Raw genomic sequence first — 17,599 nt, forward strand, 5'->3', positions numbered from 1 at the left:
CCTTCAAGTGTGGCCTACGAAACGAAACGGCGCTATGTCAACGCCGATTGTGGTCCTAAAGTCACAGCTTTAGCTCTAGAACATCGAAGTAGAGGTCGTCACGCAAGGGAACGCCGAACCGTTCATCGCCATAAGGGAACGGTGAGGTCTCCCCAGTGAGCTGGAAACCACGTCGTATATACCAGGCCTTTAGTTCATCACGTTGATGAACTACCTCCATGGCCAGTGTCTCTACGCCCCACTGCCGGGCCTGATCTATGGCGGCTTGTAGCAATGCCGAGCCGGTGCCGCCGGTCTGAAGCCGTGGGTCAACCGCGAAGAGACCAAAATGAGCTTTGTCCGGCGACGATCGATCTAGTCGCAAGCAGCCAATCGCGACGTCATCCTCATCTACCGCCACCAAGAAAACACCGTTGTTGGCATTAATAGCCTCGGTGATTTCACCAACGTTGGTGCGTTGACCGCTAATTAGATGAGATTCTGAAGTCCAACCTGTGGCTTCGCCCCCACCGCGATAGGCCAGAGTCACGAACTCTAAGATGACCTCGGTGTCGGCCGTGGTGGCACAGCGGATAACGGCTTTGTTCACACAGTTACAATATGCCGTTCCCCAGTCACTGGCCGAAGTTCCGCACCGAATCGCGACCCCACTAGTTAAAATCGCGCTCCGGACGAAGCGGCGCTGCACGATAAAGCCTGGCAAGTTCGAATAGCGTTGGGCCCGGCCGCCCTGCAACACTCGGCCTTCATGAAACGGCCCGCCCACCTTGAGTTTTTAAGAAATGATCTTCGCAGGAATCTCTGAATTTGTCACCGGCGACCTGACGGATTGGGTCATTGGCGTTATCGAAACGATCGGCTATTTAGGCGTAGCTTTCTTGGTTTCGCTGGAGAACGTATTTCCGCCTATTCCCTCGGAGGTTGTCTTACCACTCGCTGGGTTCACAGCTAGCCAAGGTGATGCCACCTTATGGGGAATGATCCTGGCTGCGACCGCTGGTTCCGTGGTCGGTGCCTGGATCCTTTATGGCATCTCGGCGGCTATCGGACCGGTGCGGCTGCGTGCGTTCATTCTTCGCTACAGCCGATGGTTTGGTATCAAAGCCACCGATTTAGATCGCTCTGAAGCTTGGTTTGACGACCATTCAGGCATAGCTGTTTTGGTGTGTCGTTGCATTCCACTGATTCGATCGTTGGTCTCGCTGCCAGCGGGATTTCGACGCATGAATTTGGTGTCTTTTACCCTTTACACCGCCATCGGTTCGGCTGTTTGGAACGTGTTGTTAATAGGTGCCGGTTACCTATTGGGTGACCGCTGGGACGTGGTGGGCCAATGGATCGATGTGCTTCAGTACATAGTGATCGCTGCGATTTTGGGCCTATTGGGTTGGTGGGTTTGGACTAGGTTCATAAGCAGCCAAGCACGAACACAACGTGCTGCTGCTTCACGCTCGGAGGGGAAATAATGAGTCAAGAAGTCGTTTCGTTGCTAGCTGATGAATGGGCAGTGTTGGCCGCCTTGGGCGATGACCTAGCCGACAGCGACTGGGACCTACCTACCGAGTTGCCCGGTTGGAGCGTTAAAGACGTCTTTTCACACATGATTGGCACCGAGCGCATGCTGCTCGGCGACCCGGCACCAGCCGCTCCTTCGAATTTCGGAGCTCACGTTAAAAACCCGATTGGTGAGTTTAACGAAGCTTGGATTGCTGAGCGTGCAGACCGTAGCGGTGCTGAAGTGCTAAATGAATTCAAACAGGTAACCACAGCGCGCCTAGCGGCCCTGCAAGCGATGTCGGATGAAGAATTCGAGGCCGAAGGCTTCACTCCTGAAGGACCGGGACCATACCGAAAGTTTATGGAGATTCGCTTGTTCGACTGTTGGGAGCACGAGCAAGATATTCGGCGCGCGGTTGGCAAAGAAGGTCACCTTACGGGTCCTATCGCCGAGCGCTGTATCGACAAATGCATCGATTCGGCGGGTTACGTAGTTGGCAAAAAAGCCCAAGCCCCACAAGGCTCGACCGTGGTGTTCAACATCGTGGGCCCTATTGAACGATTGGTTGGCATTGCCGTTCGTGAACGCGCCGAACGGATTTATGACATTCCCGAGAATCCTGATGTCACGCTGACCCTTGACACTGCTACCTACAACGCTTTGGCTTGTGGCCGTATGAGCGGCGATGAAGCACTTGCGATTGACGCCAACATTATTTCAGGGAACCAAACGATCGGCCAGCAGGTTCTAAACAACCTAGCCTTCACCATTTAACTGGTGGCTGTGCCACCCATGGTCGCTGTTTAGGCCGTTGTGAATTGCGGTGAGATGACCGGCTAAGAGGTCGAGCAAGCGCAGATCAAGATGCCCGCAACAGCAAGCCCAGAACACCAAGCGCAGAACAGCAAACCCAGAACGAGGCTCGAAAATAGCTCACCATAAACGCATATGGTGGCCCACCGGTGTTGCGGTAGGCCACCATTTTTGGTTTCTTGCGACTAATTGAGGCCGCTTTTAAAGCGTTTGTTTAGGCGTTGTAACCCAAAATCGCTTTGGTCTCAAGGAATTCTTCCAAGCCGAAGTCGCCCCATTCACGACCGTTACCGGATTGCTTGTACCCGCCAAAGGGCGAGCTGAAATCTCCGCCCGAGCCGTTGACATGCACGTTACCGCTTCGGATTTGGCGGGCCATGCGCTTGGCGCGTTCCGGCGAACCAGAAACATAACCCGAAAGGCCATACACGGTGTCATTGGCGATGCGAATGGCGTCTTCATCATCTTCATAGCCAATTAGCACCATCACCGGGCCGAAGATTTCTTCTTGGGCAATGGTCATATCGTTGGTGACATTAGCGAAAACGGTTGGGCGCACATAGTGACCGACGTCTAAACCTTCAGGCTTACCCGCACCGCCAGCCGCAACCGTGGCACCTTCAGATATACCTTTTTCAATCAGCTGCTGAATACGGCCGTATTGAACACCAGATACCACAGGCCCGATGCGGGTGTTTTCGTCGTTCGGGTCGCCAACCACCAGTTTGGATGCCGTTTCGGCGGCAATCGCCGCCGCTTCTTCCATCCGCGAATGTGGAACCAACATACGGGTTGGGGCGTTACAAGACTGACCAGAGTTACTGCACATTGAGGCGTAGTCACGGGCGATCACCGACGCAAAATCGGCGTCGTCCAAGATGATATTGGCCGACTTGCCACCCAGTTCTTGGGTCACCCGTTTCACGGTTGGGGCTGCGGCTCGGGCAACTTCGATACCGGCACGGGTAGAGCCAGTGAAGGAAACCATGTCGACGTCGGGATGAGCTGACATTACCGAACCGACGTTAAGTCCATCGCCATTGACCAGGTTAAATACCCCTGCTGGCACCCCAGCTTCGTCAAGAATCTCGGCAAACAACAAGGCGTTAAGCGGTGCCACCTCGGATGGTTTGAGAACCATGGTGCAACCCGCGGCCAAGGCTGGTGCCACCTTGCAAGCGATTTGGTTCATGGGCCAGTTCCACGGGGTAATCAGCGCACAAACACCGATTGGTTCCCGCACAATTTGTGTGGTGCCGCGTTCTTCTTCAAATTCAAAGTTGGCTAAGGCCGCTCGGGTTGTCATTAGGTGGCCTAGCCCGGCAGTGGCCTGAGCTCGATTCGCCAGGCTGAGCGGGGCACCCATCTCAGAGGAAATGGTGGTGGCCATTTCTCCTAAGCGTGACTGGTAGACTTCGATTATTCGGTCTAATAGCGCCAGCCGCTCCTCACGAGTGGTTTGTGAGAACGTGGTAAATGCTGCTTTGGCAGCGGCCACCGCGTCGTCTACATCGCTGGCGTTGCCCATGGCAATCTTGCCTATGGGTTCCTCAGTAGCAGGGTTCTCTACCACTAGAGTTTCTTTGCTGTGTGGTTCTACCCATTCCCCGTTGATGTAGAACTGCAATTGATGGTCCATCGTCCCTCCTTGTTTGTAACAGCAGCCGAATTCGGGTGCTGTCACCCCTCCTGAATAATGAAACTTAGTAGCTACACCCGGAGTAACACCTAATGACCCAGCAGGGTGAATTGTTTTCCTATGCCCGCGAAGTAGTCGAAACCTCCGTCGCCGATGAGATGAGCGAGTCGTTTCTGGCGTACTCGATGTCGGTCATCACCTCCCGTGCGCTACCTGATATTCGTGACGGATTAAAACCGGTGCAGCGACGGATTCTGCATGCCATGTACTCTATGGGCATTCGCGACGATACCCCCACCCGCAAGAGCGCTCGGGTAGTGGGCGAAACCATGGGCAAGTATCATCCCCACGGTGACGCGTCGATCTACGATGCACTGACCCGTCTCGGTCAAGACTTCAGCCGCAATGTGACCTTGGTGCACCCCCAAGGCAACTTTGGCTCTCTAGACGATCCACCAGCGGCAAGCCGTTACACCGAGTGTCGGTTAACCAGTGCCGCTATCGACATGATCGGCGAGATTGGCGAGAACACCGTCGATTTTCGTGCTTCCTATGATGGCGAAAACACCGAGCCCATCACACTGCCTGCTTTATTGCCGAACTTACTGGTGAATGGTGCCGCTGGTATTGCCGTGGGCATGGCTACCAATATGGCACCTCACAACCTGGTCGAGGTCTATGAAGTAGTGAAGTTGGTATTAACCAAACGTCGACCTAGGCCGACTACCGAGGAGCTAATGCAAGCACTACCGGGCCCTGACTTCCCTTCAGGTGGCGTGGTGGTAGACGAAGGTTTAGCCGAGATTTACGAGACCGGTCGCGGCACAATTCGTATTCGTGGTGTGGCCAAGGTTGAACAGCTCACTGCACGTAAAGTGGGTATCGAAATTACCGAGCTACCGTACCTGGTCGGCCCGGAACGCCTCATGGCCAAAATAAAAGAACTTATGTTAGCTGGCCGCTTAAACGGCATTGCTGAAGTGCGCAACCTTACCGACCGCCACCATGGCCTACGGATTCAGGTCGAATGCAAGGCCGGAGTGAACGCTAAAGCAGTGCTGGCCGAGTTATATCGCCTCACTCCCCTTGAAGAAACCTTCGGTGTTAACAACGTGGTTCTGGTGCGTGGCGAACCTCGCACGGTCGGGCTTTACGAACTGGCAGCCGCCTACGTTGAACACCGCTTAGAAGTAGTGGTTCGCCGTAGCCAGTTCCGCCTTGAAAAAGCACAAGCTCGCCTCCACATCGTGGAAGGTTTCCTAATAGCGCTCGACGCTATTGATGAAGTAGTGGCCATAATTCGTGCCTCCGCCGACACTCCAGGTGCGAGAACCGCATTGATGGAACGTTTTTCGCTTTCTGAAATTCAAGCCACCGCTATTTTGGAGATGCCGCTACGCCGCCTAACTGCTCTAGAGACTCAAAAACTCATCGACGAACGCAACGAGCTGAACACCACGATTGGCGAGTTGGAAGCAATTTTGGGGTCGGAAACCCGCCAACGCACCATCGTCTCGAAAGAGCTTGGCGCGGTAGTCGATCGCCTAGGTGTCCCACGCCGAACCCGTATCGTGGCACCCAGCGCACTGGAGCAAGCTCCTAATACCAAGACCGAAAGCCTTGAAATTAAAGACGACCCGTGCGTGGTTACCTGGTCGGTTACCGGACGTTTGGGCCGTGAAGATGGGGAAGGCACGCCCAAAGCCACCTTCGGCCGCCACGACGTATTAGCGGCGCGCCTGACCACCACGAATCACACCCCGGTGCTGGTGCTGACTAGCAACGCGCGCCTGTTGAGCTTGCCCGCCATGGAGGTTCCCGATGTGAACAGCGGGCGCAGTCGAGGTGCCAAGATCGAAGAAGTGGTCGAACTTTTACCTGGGGAAACAGTAGTTAACGTGGCTATTGCGCGAGAGCACCCGTGGTTGTTGGTTACCCGACAGGGGGTGGTCAAACGACTAAGCCCCGAGGAGCTTGGCAGCACCAAAGCTGGTAGCGAAGTGATGTCACTCAAGGCCGACGACAAACTAGTGGCGGCTCTTGAAGCTCCAGAAGGTAGCGAAGTTCTACTAGTTGCCAGTGATGCTCAGGTGCTGCGCACCGCAACCGACCAAATCAGTATTCAAGGCCGAAGCGCCGGCGGGGTGGCTGGAATGAAGCTGAAAGACGGTGCGACCGTTATAGCAGCCGGACTTGGCGAAGCCGGCACCATGATTGTCAGCGTAACCAACACCGGAACTTCAAAGCTGACCGCCGCCGCCGAAATACCGGCAAAGGGTCGTGCCACGGGCGGAGTGCGCCTCACCAAGTTCCGAAGTGAAAGTCATCTCGCATGGGCGCATGTGGGTCCGAACGATGATTTAGTGGCCATTATTGGCCAGGAGGACAACCCAAGCCGGGCGGAAAGCCGACCGGTGCCGCTGATGTTGTATCCAACCCGACGTGACGCACCCAGCAGCGTGGGAGAAGAGCATGTCTTGGTTGTGGGTTACAGGAGATTTTGATGGCTAAGTATGACGCGTCTCACATCCAGGTTCTAAAGGGCCTCGACGCCGTTCGCAAACGGCCGGGCATGTACATCGGCGGTACTGGTTCCGAAGGACTCTCACATCTACTTTGGGAACTGATTGACAACGCTATTGACGAAGCAGCCGCCGGTTTTTGTGACCGGGTGGAAGTTACGTTCCACCGTGACGGCTCACTTGAGGTAGCCGATAACGGCCGTGGTATTCCCATTGATGTGAAGGAGCATGGTCGTAGCGCACTTGAGGTGGTATTCACCGAGCTGCACGCTGGCGGCAAGTTCGGTTCAGGCGCTTATGCCTCTTCCGGTGGACTGCACGGTGTCGGTGCTTCGGTGGTAAACGCGCTAGCCACAAAATTAGTGGCGGAAGTCGACCGCGATGGTGCTACCTGGCGGTTAACTTTCCTGGGCCGCCAACCGGGCCGTGTTGACGCCAGCGGTAGCTTCGTCCAAACCTCCGAGCTAGAACGGGTGAAAGGCGTTCGTCGTGGCACCACCGGCACCCGAGTACGTTTTTGGCCTGACAACGAAATCTTTGACCCCGACGCCACCATCGAATATGCGGCGGTGCGGGAACGTATAGCTCGGCTGAGTTTTATTGTGCCTGGCCTCACCATTCGTCTAACCGATAAACGTGTTGGTGGCACTGGCGAAACAGAAGAGTTCCTGGCCCGCAATGGCATGGTCGACTTCGTTGAATATTTGAGCGTTGGCGAAGCCGTCACCGAAGTGATCTCGTTTTCTGGCTCCGGTACCTTCAGCGAAAAAATCGCTCAAGGCGGGGCAATGGTCACCGTCGAGCGTGAATGCCAGGTGGAAGTTTCCATGCGTTGGGTGAAGGGCTACGAACCCGTGGTGGTGAGTTTCGTAAACACCATTCCCACTGCCGAGGGTGGCACGCATGTGGCTGGTTTTGAACGTGCCATGACCAGGGTTGTGAATGATGTTTTGCTGAACGATCTACGCAAGTTGGCCAAGCTTGCCAAAGAGGGCAAAGAAAAAGCTACCAAAGAAGACGTACAAGAAGGTTTGGTAGCCACGCTTAAAGTCACTCTGCCCGAGCCGCAATTCCGTGGCCAGACCAAAGATGAGCTGGGCACGCCAGGTGTGCAAAGCATTGTCTATGAGGTGGTTAAGACTGGTTTTACCCGCTGGATTGAAGGCGACGGCAAAAAGGTTCAAGTGAACGCCGTTCGTGACAAGCTCGCCAATGCTGTCATCAATCGGGTCACTTCACGTCAAGCGCTTGAAAACAAGCGGCGAGCAGCCAACCTGGGCTCGGCTGGCATGCCAGACAAGCTTTACGATTCTCGCCGCCACGGACCACGTTCAGAGCTAATAATTGTGGAAGGTGATTCGGCGGCCGGACCCGCCAAAGCCGGACGAGACTCTGAGCTCCAAGCAGTTTTACCGATCCGCGGCAAGATCGTTAACGCTGGTAAGGCCACCGTAAAACAGGTGTTAGACAACGCCGAAGCCCAGGCCATCTTCACCGCCGTAGGGGCCGGCCAAGGCAAAGATTTCGATCTCGAAATGGCCCGCTACGGCCGGATCATCATTCTGTGTGATGCCGATGTTGATGGAAGCCATATCCGCTGTTTGCTTCTCACCTTGTTCCATTCCTACATGCGCCCCATGCTCCAAGCGGGCCGCATTTTCGCCGCCCAACCACCGCTGTACACGACCAAAGTCGGTGGAAAAACCTACCGGGCGTGGAGTGACGCTGAGCGAGACGAGATAATGGCTGAGTTGACCAAGGGCAACCGCAAAGCCGAAAGCATTGAATGGACACGTTTCAAAGGCTTGGGCGAAATGGACGTGGACGAACTGGCCGAAACTGCTTTAGACGCCGATAGTCGGATTCTGCGCCGTATGACCATGGACGACGCTAGCGACGCTGCGCGGGCTGCCGACCTCTTTGAAGTTCTCATGGGCAACGATGTTGCGCGACGGCGAGAGTTCTTGTTGGCAAACTCAGCCTTTGTAGATCAAGAAGCCCTCGATATTTAGTTTCGTTTGGCGGCTGCCCATTTTGCCGCCGCTTCCCCCATAGGAGTCGACGGCGCAGCGTTGGTGAAAGTCCATAGCTCTTCGGTGATGCGCCGCCAGTCGGCCGTAGCTTCAAGCTGACCAAAAATAGCGTAAAGACCGAGGTTTATTCGCTGGATGATCACGAACGCGGTTGGCACGTTGATATGCGCCATTACCGCTTCATACGGGCCCTTAGCATTAAACATGTGGCGCACAGTTTGGGCGGCGTATTCGGAGGTGATGGTGGCACGACCAGCATGGCGAACGAATTCGTAAAAGTGGTTGAAATAATCAAACACTTCGTCGTCGCTGATAGGCGCATTGGGGGTGAGAAGCCCCAAGTTTTCGATAATGCCACGGAATTTGGGCGGGTCGGGGTTGACCACAATGGCCAGAATCAGAGCCTCGAAACCACCAAGTTCTTCCGGGGTGAAAACCTTGACCAAACCGAAATCTAAGAACGTGACCTTACCTCCAGGCTCAAACAGGTAATTGCCTGGGTGCGGGTCACCGTTGAAAAGCCCAAGACGGTACAAACTTCCAAAAGCGAAGCGATAAATGGTCTCGGCTGCTAAGTCACGTTCAGAGCTTGGCCAGGTCAGTACCTCATCAAAACGCACTCCGGCGGAAAGCTCGGTGGTGAGCACATGGTTAGTGCTGAACTCTTCGAGGACCTCGGGAATGATGATGGTGGGGTGCCCTCGGTAATAGTCGGCAAAGCGCCGCTGGTTTTCAGCTTCTAAACGATAGTCCAGCTCTTCTACCAAACGTTCTTGAAGTTCGGTCACAATTGGCACCGGGTCAAGACCGGGAAACAGGTAGCTCATCGCCCCAAAAACCATGTCGGCATTGGCGAGATCGTTTGCAATGGCTTTGTCAACACCTGGGTATTGCACCTTCACGGCTACTGCTTGGCCGTCGTGAGTAATAGCGCGATGAACTTGGCCTATCGAAGCGGCTGCGATTGGGGTGTCATCCCAAGTGGCGAAAACCTCGGTAGGAAGACCACCTAGTTCGGCCGCAATGGTGGCATCCACCAGTTCTTTCGACATGGGCGGGGCCGAAGCTTGTAGCTGCGCCAAAGCATCTCGAACATGGGGAGGTAAGCCCTGGTCTAGGTAGCTGGCCATTTGGCCAATCTTCATGAAGGCACCCTTCAAGTTTCCCAGGGCCTCCACCACGCCTTCGGTGGTTCGGATTTCAAAAGTTCGGTCTAGTTCTTCTTTTCGTTCCGCCGCCGCGAAGATTCTTTTGGCGCGGTACCAGGCGTAGGCGCTGGCGGTAGTACCACCCAAACGCATAAGAGTGACATTTCTTGAAAGACGACTCTGACGACGCAACGCCCGGCCTCGACTGCGTCGTTCTAAGAGCGCCCATAGTGTGGCCATGGTGCCCACCAGCGCGAAAACAACCGCCAGAAAACGTGTTTTTGCCTTTCTTCCCACGTTACGGGTTTAGTCGGTTTTCCAAGAAAGTTCGCAACGCGGCTCACTTCGGGCCAAAATTCCTTAGGTGAAGATCGATAAGCCGACCGCCAACGCCTTTATTGCCATCGACCTGCAAGGCGCACCTTGTTCCACCGGAATTGTTCGTGCCGCCCGCAAGATACTCCAAGGTGGTGCCAAAAACTTGGCCCGCACCACCACCTACACCTTCGCCGCTCGTGAGCTACAAGTTGGCGGAGCTTCCGCCGGAATCAGCGCTGAAGGTGATGCTGTCGAAGCAGCCATTGCCGATTTTGTCACTGCGGTCACCCCTCGGGTTGAGTCGGGCGAGCTTGCTTTCGATGCTGGCAAAGGCGTGACCGGCGAGGCTCTAAGCGCTCTTTCTTCAATCGATAAGCGCTCGACGTTACGTCACGAAACGTTTGAGGGTTTCCCTCTAGCGACCTATCTAGTGGCCATTAGCGCCGTGGCTAGCGCCGAGGCCGCTATGGGTGCTCTAGAAGGCAAAACGGCGATTGTTGAGGAAGGCCCAAACACTGCCGCTATTACCGCAGTTTTGGCCGCCTATGGAATTCCAAGTGTGGAAACCGATCCTTCCAAAGAAGTCGACTTGTTCTTCACGGCGTCAAACGATGGTCGCCTCGACGGCGAAACCGCTGGCGTACTTTCGGCCAAGGCAGTCATACCGACTGGTCCTCATGCCCTCGGAGCTAAAGGTTTAGCGGTACTCCGGCGTCGAGAAATTGTGGCCGTGCCCGATTTCATTGCCACCGCTGGTAGCAGCTTTGCTGGTTGGCCTGGCGACGCCGCCAATGCTGCCGATGCCGTGGAAGCTACCAAGAAGTTTGTGCAGGGCTTCATGGCCGACGTGGTCAGCCACGAAGACGGCCCCGTATTAGCTGCCTGTTACAAGGCCGAAGCCTTCCTAGCGACTTGGCAAGAAACGCTGCCCTTTGGTCGGCCTCTAGCTTAGATAGGTGTAGGGGACGACCAAAACGCTCCCCTGTCTGGTTACTTAGAACCCTTCTTAAGGCGGCGCAGCAACCAAAACAGCAGCACCGCTCCGGTCGCCACCAGCAACGGGGAAAGCTGCAGCCAAAACGATGGACGTACCTCTACACGTCGTAATGGCACCGGCAACTCATCCGACACTTCGGGCATATCGGGAACTAGCTGAAGGTTTGGCTTGTTGTTCTCGCCCCCATCGCCATTGCCATTAGTTGGGGCGGGACCCAACAAGGCATCAATCGGAGCAGCATCATCTGTGGTGTCAGCATTGGGAACTGTCGGGTTAGGCCTAACTCGGCGGGGATCATAACCAGACATGTTTTATCCTCCAGTCGCGAAACGCGAAGTAGATGAAGCTTCTGCCTTAATCAGAGCACGAAACAGTTCCTGAAACTCATCAGCTGCCTCGGCAGCACCGGCCCGCGCCCCTAGCGCATGCACGGGCAGTGATTGTGCGCCTGCTTCAGCAATGGCGGCCCGTTGGTGAATCGGAGGTAAAACCAAGTCTGGATAATCGTTAGAGAGTTGCTCATACCAATAGGCAGCATCACGAGTACGAGCAATGTTATTTACCACAATTCCAGCTACCGGAAGTCCTTCAGAGCGACGCTGCCCAACCCGCTCGATGGTGGCCAACACTTGGGCTACACCGTCGGTTGCCCAGGCAGCTGGGGCGGTCACCACAAGAGCTTTTTCAGCCGCGAAAAGGCCATTCACAGTCAATAGTCCAAGTGATGGTGGACAGTCGATCAGCACCAAATCGAAAGAGGCACCACTCAGCGCCTGGGCTAAACGATCCTGAGCCCCGATTGGATCGGTCGCCAAGAGGGGCTCGCGGTTCGCCAACGAGGGTGAACTTGGCACCACCATTGGAACCACACCCACTGGCGTTGGCCACTGTGCTGGCACCGCGACTTCAGCCACGGTACCGGCATGTTCTTGTGCTAATAGGAAATCAACGGTGCGTTCGGGGTTATACACGCCAAGCCCGGTGGTGGCATTCGCCTGCGGGTCGAGGTCTACCACCAGTACTGAATAGCCCGCCAGTGAAGCCGCTGCCGCCAAACCGAGGCTGACCGTGGTCTTGCCCACCCCTCCTTTTTGGTTCACAACCGCTAGCGTCAACATTCCATCCACCGTAGCAACCCCCAATCGACCGAACCGTTATGGGGTCACGTTATGGAGTCATCAGTACTCGGCCAAAGGCTTGACGACTTTCCACATAGGCGTGCGCGTCGCGGGCTTGAGCCAAGGGAAACACCCGGTCAATTACTACCTGCAGTTCACCTGCGGCTACGTCGTTGATTAGGCGCGCAATGTTCTGATAGGCACGGTCGCTATAAGCCAATTCAGCACCCAAATAGACACCGGTAATGGACTGGTTCTTGCCCATTAGTGGGCTCACATTCAACGGTTGGTTGTCACGTCCAGCATTGCCCACGTACGAGATTCGACCTCGGTACGCCAACGAGGCCATGCTGGCCGCCAAAGTCGAACCAACCGGGTCAACCACCAAGTTCACTCCCTGATCATTGGTTAAACGAAGCACCGCTTGGGTGAGGTCTTCCTCCACATAGTTAATGCCATGATCCAGACCGAATTCGGCCAAGCGGTCTAACTTTTCTTTAGACGACGCCGTAGCAAAAACCGTGGCTCCAGCACGTTTGGCAAGCTGAATAGCTGCAAGTCCAACTCCGCCAGCACCAGCTTGAATCAAAACACTCTCACCAGCCTGTAGATGGCCGAATTCGAAGAGGCAATCGTCGGCGGTGCCAAAAGCGACTGGGATACAAGCTGCAAGCTCGGTGTTGAGGTTGTCAGGAATCAACCAGGTGGACTGAACCGGCGCCGAAACCAACTCGGCGTGGGAACCGTCGGCCACGGTGGCGACTACGCGATCACCAACCTTACGGTCGGTCACCTCAGCACCAACTTCGATGATGGTACCTGCACATTGATAACCCACAATGTGGGGAACCTTTGTGAGCAAACCACCCAAGCGGTGCAAGGTATCACCACCCTCGATGCTGATGGCTTCGACCTGCACAATCACCCCTTTGGGATGAACCTTAGGGTCGGGAACGTCTTCGTATTTAAGGACGTCGGGGGAACCTGTTTCGTAGTAGACCGCAGCTTTCATACTTCAAAACTATGTCATTGAGCGCCAGAGGGTACGGTATTGACCTATGAGCAACAAGACTATTGCTGGCAATTTCTTTGAAGATTTCGCAATCGGGCAGGTGCTCGAACACGCCACACCGCGCACGATTACTAGTGGCGATGTTTCGCTGTACACCGCTCTGTACGGCCCCCGTTTCGCAGCGAATTCATCCGATGAGTTCGCCCGTTCCTTGGGTTTTCCACAAGCGCCGATTGACGATTTCCTGGCTTTCCACATGGTTTTTGGTAAGACCGTGCCCGATGTGTCGCTAAACGCCGTGGCCAACTTGGGTTATGCCAACGGCCGCTTTGGGGCTCCTGTCTATCCGGGCGACACAGTTAGCACCACCTCCACGGTGACCGGCTTGAAAGAAAACTCGAACGGCAAGACCGGTGTCGTCTATGTGAACTCGGTTGGTCGCAACCAAAACGGCGAGATGGTGCTCGACTACACCCGTTGGGTCATGGTGCACAAGGGTGATCTAGACGCCATGACACCCGAGCCAATCGTGCCTAATTTGCCCGAGACGGTAGCCACCGCCGAGCTGGTTCTGCCCGAGGTTTCCATGGCCAACTACAACTATTTATTGGCTGGTTCACCATTTCGGTGGGGCGACTATGAAGTGGGCGAAAAGATTGATCACGTCGATGGCATGACCATCGAAGAAGCTGAACACATGTTGGCCACGCGTCTATACCAAAACACTGCCAAGGTTCACTTCGATCAGTACGCTGCCAATAGCGGCCGCTTCCAACGCCGTTTGATCTATGGTGGCCACATTATTTCTTTGGCTCGGGCGCTTTCTTTCAACGGTCTAGCTAACGCCTTCAAAGTTTTGGCCATTAACGCTGGCTCTCACTCGAACCCAACCTTCGCTGGTGACACCATCTACGCCTACAGCGAGGTGCTAGAGCAAATAGAACTCGATTCTTCAGATCTAGGTGCGCTGCGTTTGCGTTTGGTGGCCACAAAGGATCATCCGGCCGCTGATTTCCCACTTCGTGGTGAAGATGGCAAGTACGATCCCGCTGTCGTGCTCGACCTAGATTACACGGTGGCGCTGCCCCGTTGAACCGCCATTGCCACGGTAATCAGAGGCCACTCGGCGGGCGTTAGCCACCGCCAAACATGTGGGTGGTCAAGCGACTTTGTGGCAAAGCACGACCTAAAATGTCACAGCCTGTTACTAGGGTTGCGACATGGCGAAACTTGCCCCTAGCGGTACTGAATTAACCCAACACAGTCAGCGTTTTGCGCTGGTGCCAGCCGGGCCTCAGGCGTTAAACCGTCTTGGGGCCCTTATCGCCGAGCTCAAAGGCCAGAATCCACTGGCACCAGTCACCGTGGTGGTTCCGCATTCCCTGGCCGGTTTGGCGACCAGGCGTGCCCTGGCTATCCGTCCAGCTGGGGTGGTAAATGTCCGCTTCGATATTTTGCCGCGCATTGCCGATGGTTTGGCAGCCGCATCTTTGGCTGCACAAGGTCTCACCCCATTGAACAACACTGTTCTGGCAGCCGCCGTAAGGCATGTGCTGCGCCAAGAACCCGGTATCACCTTGGCGTCGGTGGCAGCACACCCGGCCACCGAAACTGAAGTCACCCGTTTTGTGGGTATGTACAACTCACTTTCTGAGCCAGCAAAAGCCACCCTTGCCGCCCATAGTGCCACTAGCAGTGACTTAGTTAGTTTGGTGACTCGGGTGAACCAGCACCTCGCTCATCGCTACAGCCGTCATCAAGCACTAGCGGAAGCGGCATCTCTGGTCGCAACAAGCCCTACGGCCACCGATTCGTCGAATGAGCCGGTGGTGGCCTATCTGCCCAGTTACCTAGGGCCCCACGAATTGGCCCTATACGAAGCTTGGGCAGCTGCCGATCGTCTTTGGGTAATCGCCGCCCTAACCGGCTACGCCGAGGCCGATGCCGTGCTCCGGCCGATGTTGTCGCGCTTTGAACCTTTGTTGGGTGCACCTCAGGTTGTACCAGCTGCGGCCGCTGACCAAACGCCGAGGTTAAATGCCGCGAACGCTGCTACGAAGTTGAAACAAACTGGCTCTGCCAGTTCATCAGGCCCTGCAAACTCTTCAGAAATCGGCGTCAATGGCGCTGTTCGAGTGGTAAGCACCAGCGATCCCGCCGAAGAGGTGCGTGCGGTGCTTAGAGAGGTGGTAGAGCGTTGGCACAATGGCACTCCCTTGGAGCGAATGGCGGTGCTTTATCCCACCGCCGATCCGTATCTGAGTTTGCTATACAACCAAGCTCAGTCCGGCGAAATCGCAATCGCCGGAGCTGCGGTCAGCTCGCTTCGGGCTTCGGTCGCCGGTGCCACTCTGGTGGCAGGGTTAAAGCTCAAAGCCCACGAACTAGTCCGCCACGATTTCATTAGCTGGCTCCAAAGTGGGCCCATTGTCGACAGCGATGGCGAAATGGTTCCGGTCGCCGAGTGGGATCTTTTAACTCGCCGGGCGGGCATTGTCACCGGGCCAATTGAGGCTTGGAACGCCAAGCTATCTGCCTATGCAGGTTCTAGTAGCCATGCTGCAAGCGCAGCCGATGCTCTCAGGCACTTCCTCCACTCTTTCAGCCAGCGGTTGAGCCGGGTTCATGCCAGCCGCACATGGTCCGACTTAGCAAAGAACGGGCATCAATTCATGGAATGGGGTTTGGGCACCGCTAGTGTGCGCAGCGCCCACCAATGGCCCGCGCATCAGCTTCAGGCCTTCGAACTGGTAGAAGAAGCCTTAGACCTCTTGGCAGCACTCGACCCCATCGAGCCATCTCCCACCGTGCCCGGCTTCATCAGCGCATTAGAAAACGAACTCGATACCGAATATGGGCGATTAGGAAACTTTGGCAACGGGTTGCTGGTGGCGCCACTACACCACGGCATTGGTCTCAACCTCGACTGGGTGGCTGTCGTTGGTCTCAACGAAGGCATAGTACCGGTCCGAAGCAGCGCAAACGTGTTCCTCACCGAGATCGGTCTCGACGAAACTCACCTGGGCCTGCCGGGTGTTAATGAGGCCAACGCTAGTGGTCATTATCAGTTTCTGGGGGCCTTGGCCTCTGCGGAAGAGCGGTCGCTAACCACTGCCCGCGGTGATCTGCGTGACAAGCGAGCCAAAATGCCATCACGTTGGTTATTGCAACTGGTTTCCGAACACGTCGGCGAAACGGTAACGTCCGAATCCCTTACCCAAATACGGCCTTCTTCCGAAAGTCACTTAACTGTTCAGTCCGTAGCCTCTTTTTCAGGTGGACTACATCAAGCTCGTTATTTCAGTTCGTTAGCTGAGCGTGATTTAGCTGAGCTCAGCGCCTGGACCGATAACAATTCGAAATTAGCCAATCTTCCCAACCTGACCAGCGACTTTAGCCACCTCCATCCCAGCTTGTTAGCGGCCACCCAGCGCAAAGCTGGTTTCAACCCTTATACCGGCTTGGTCAGCTCGCACACCGCTGGGCTCGATCGTGTCATGTCGGCCACTTCGCTTGAGAGTTGGGCTGTTTGCCCCCGCCGCTATTTCTTTTCACGGGTGTTAGGGCTCGATGACGAGGAGGCACCAGAGGAGATCGATCAGATCTCGGCTCTCGACCGGGGCAGCTTGGTTCACGAGACTCTTGATCGCTTCTTCAGCGAGGTAATTGCCGAAGGCCCAAAACCATACGATCAAGATTGGAGCGCTGAAGATCACTCACGGCTAGACAAAATCTTTGAGAAGGTGGTCAAAGGTTACGAAGAACGGGGCCGAACCGGCTTTCCCACACTGTGGCGCCTTGAACGCCAAGTCTTACTCAATGATCTCCACAGCTTCCTAGACCACGATGCTCTGCAACGTGGGAGGTGGCGCTCAACTCCAGTTGCTAGCGAATTACGCTTTGGTTACAGCGATGCAGGCCTCACCATCACTCTTCCCGACGGTGAAACCGTGCAGTTTAGAGGTAGCGCCGACCGGGTTGATATCACTGACACTAATCAGCTCATAGTGCTTGATTACAAAACTGGTTCTGGCAAGCCGTACACCAACATCAGCGAAGAAGAACCTCTTCTTAACGGCACCCACTTACAGCTCCCTCTTTATGGCCTAGCGGCCATTGAACGGTTTGCGAATCAGCTTCCCGCTGGCGAAACCCCGCGCATCGTGAACAGCGCGTATTGGTTTATAACCGAGCGCGGAAAGTATGAGCTAAAAGGCTATGAAGTGTCCTCCGAGGTGATCGAAGAGTTCAAAGAGACTATCGGTGCCATTGTGACTGGCATCCGCCGCGGTGTTTTTCCCGGCGTGCCCGACCCCATAGCCAGCCCCACCACCGACCACTCCAACTGTAAGTATTGCGATTTTAATTCACTGTGCCGTCTCGACCGGACAGAGGAGTGGGAACGAGTACGGTTAGATCCCGCCATCGCGCCATTTCGAAACCTCACTCCTGTTCAGGTCGATGACGCCAGCCAATTAACAGCCGAGACAAAGGTGTAGCC

Annotated in this window: 13 protein-coding genes; 7 read left to right on the forward strand and 6 right to left on the reverse strand. The window is 55.4% G+C overall.

Annotated elements, in window-relative coordinates:
* Positions 1-61: 61 nt before the first annotated feature.
* Positions 62-589 (reverse strand): GNAT family N-acetyltransferase, encoded by a 528-nt coding sequence (locus WC184_04035; GenBank protein ID MFA7477046.1) that lies wholly within the window; start codon positions 587-589, stop codon positions 62-64.
* A gap of 193 nt (positions 590-782) precedes the next feature.
* Here WC184_04035 and WC184_04040 point away from each other — a divergent pair, with 193 nt between their 5' ends.
* Together WC184_04040 and WC184_04045 are read left to right on the forward strand one after the other, a co-directional pair.
* Positions 783-1,466: a DedA family protein gene (locus tag WC184_04040; protein MFA7477047.1), complete on the forward strand. Its 684-nt coding sequence runs from the start codon at positions 783-785 to the stop codon at positions 1,464-1,466.
* Positions 1,466-2,272 (forward strand): maleylpyruvate isomerase family mycothiol-dependent enzyme, encoded by an 807-nt coding sequence (locus WC184_04045; protein MFA7477048.1) that lies wholly within the window; start codon positions 1,466-1,468, stop codon positions 2,270-2,272. Before WC184_04040 ends, WC184_04045 begins: the two co-directional genes overlap by 1 nt.
* Before the next feature lie 253 nt (positions 2,273-2,525).
* Here WC184_04045 and WC184_04050 read toward each other — a convergent pair whose 3' ends face one another.
* Complete coding sequence (locus tag WC184_04050) at positions 2,526-3,950, reverse strand: aldehyde dehydrogenase family protein (protein MFA7477049.1); 1,425 nt, start codon at positions 3,948-3,950, stop codon at positions 2,526-2,528.
* Between the two features lie 92 nt (positions 3,951-4,042).
* On the opposite strand from WC184_04050, the gene WC184_04055 reads away from it, so the two are divergent.
* Positions 4,043-6,454 (forward strand): DNA topoisomerase IV subunit A, encoded by a 2,412-nt coding sequence (locus WC184_04055; GenBank protein MFA7477050.1) that lies wholly within the window; start codon positions 4,043-4,045, stop codon positions 6,452-6,454.
* Positions 6,454-8,484 carry an ATP-binding protein gene (locus WC184_04060; protein MFA7477051.1) on the forward strand — a complete coding sequence of 677 codons (2,031 nt, stop codon included), beginning with the start codon at positions 6,454-6,456 and terminating at the stop codon, positions 8,482-8,484. Before WC184_04055 ends, WC184_04060 begins: the two co-directional genes overlap by 1 nt.
* On the opposite strand, the gene WC184_04065 is transcribed toward WC184_04060, so the two are convergent.
* A complete protein-coding gene (locus WC184_04065; protein ID MFA7477052.1) occupies positions 8,481-9,893 on the reverse strand; it encodes an AarF/ABC1/UbiB kinase family protein in 1,413 nt (470 codons plus the stop codon). The genes WC184_04060 and WC184_04065 overlap by 4 nt on opposite strands.
* A gap of 124 nt (positions 9,894-10,017) precedes the next feature.
* Between WC184_04065 and WC184_04070 the strand changes: the two genes are divergently transcribed.
* Positions 10,018-10,923, forward strand: a complete 906-nt coding sequence (locus tag WC184_04070) for a hypothetical protein (protein MFA7477053.1) — start codon at positions 10,018-10,020, stop codon at positions 10,921-10,923.
* 38 nt (positions 10,924-10,961) lie between these two features.
* Here WC184_04070 and WC184_04075 read toward each other — a convergent pair whose 3' ends face one another.
* The 3 genes from WC184_04075 to WC184_04085 form a co-directional block, all read right to left on the reverse strand.
* Positions 10,962-11,276: a hypothetical protein gene (locus WC184_04075; protein MFA7477054.1), complete on the reverse strand. Its 315-nt coding sequence runs from the start codon at positions 11,274-11,276 to the stop codon at positions 10,962-10,964.
* A 3-nt stretch (positions 11,277-11,279) separates the two neighbouring features.
* Positions 11,280-12,068, reverse strand: coding sequence for an AAA family ATPase (locus tag WC184_04080; GenBank protein MFA7477055.1), 789 nt, complete (start codon positions 12,066-12,068; stop codon positions 11,280-11,282).
* A gap of 67 nt (positions 12,069-12,135) precedes the next feature.
* Positions 12,136-13,098 carry a zinc-binding dehydrogenase gene (locus WC184_04085; protein MFA7477056.1) on the reverse strand — a complete coding sequence of 321 codons (963 nt, stop codon included), beginning with the start codon at positions 13,096-13,098 and terminating at the stop codon, positions 12,136-12,138.
* Between the two features lie 46 nt (positions 13,099-13,144).
* On the opposite strand from WC184_04085, the gene WC184_04090 reads away from it, so the two are divergent.
* Both WC184_04090 and WC184_04095 read left to right on the forward strand, forming a co-directional pair.
* Entirely contained in the window at positions 13,145-14,191 is a 1,047-nt protein-coding gene (locus tag WC184_04090) for a MaoC family dehydratase (protein MFA7477057.1), read from the forward strand.
* 127 nt (positions 14,192-14,318) lie between these two features.
* On the forward strand, positions 14,319-17,597 hold the full coding sequence (locus tag WC184_04095) for a PD-(D/E)XK nuclease family protein (protein MFA7477058.1): 3,279 nt from the start codon (positions 14,319-14,321) through the stop codon (positions 17,595-17,597).
* The last annotated feature ends 2 nt before the right edge of the window (positions 17,598-17,599 follow it).

Source organism: Acidimicrobiia bacterium (genome assembly GCA_041676705.1).
Taxonomy (GTDB): Bacteria; Actinomycetota; Acidimicrobiia; order Acidimicrobiales; family SKKL01; genus Actinomarinicola.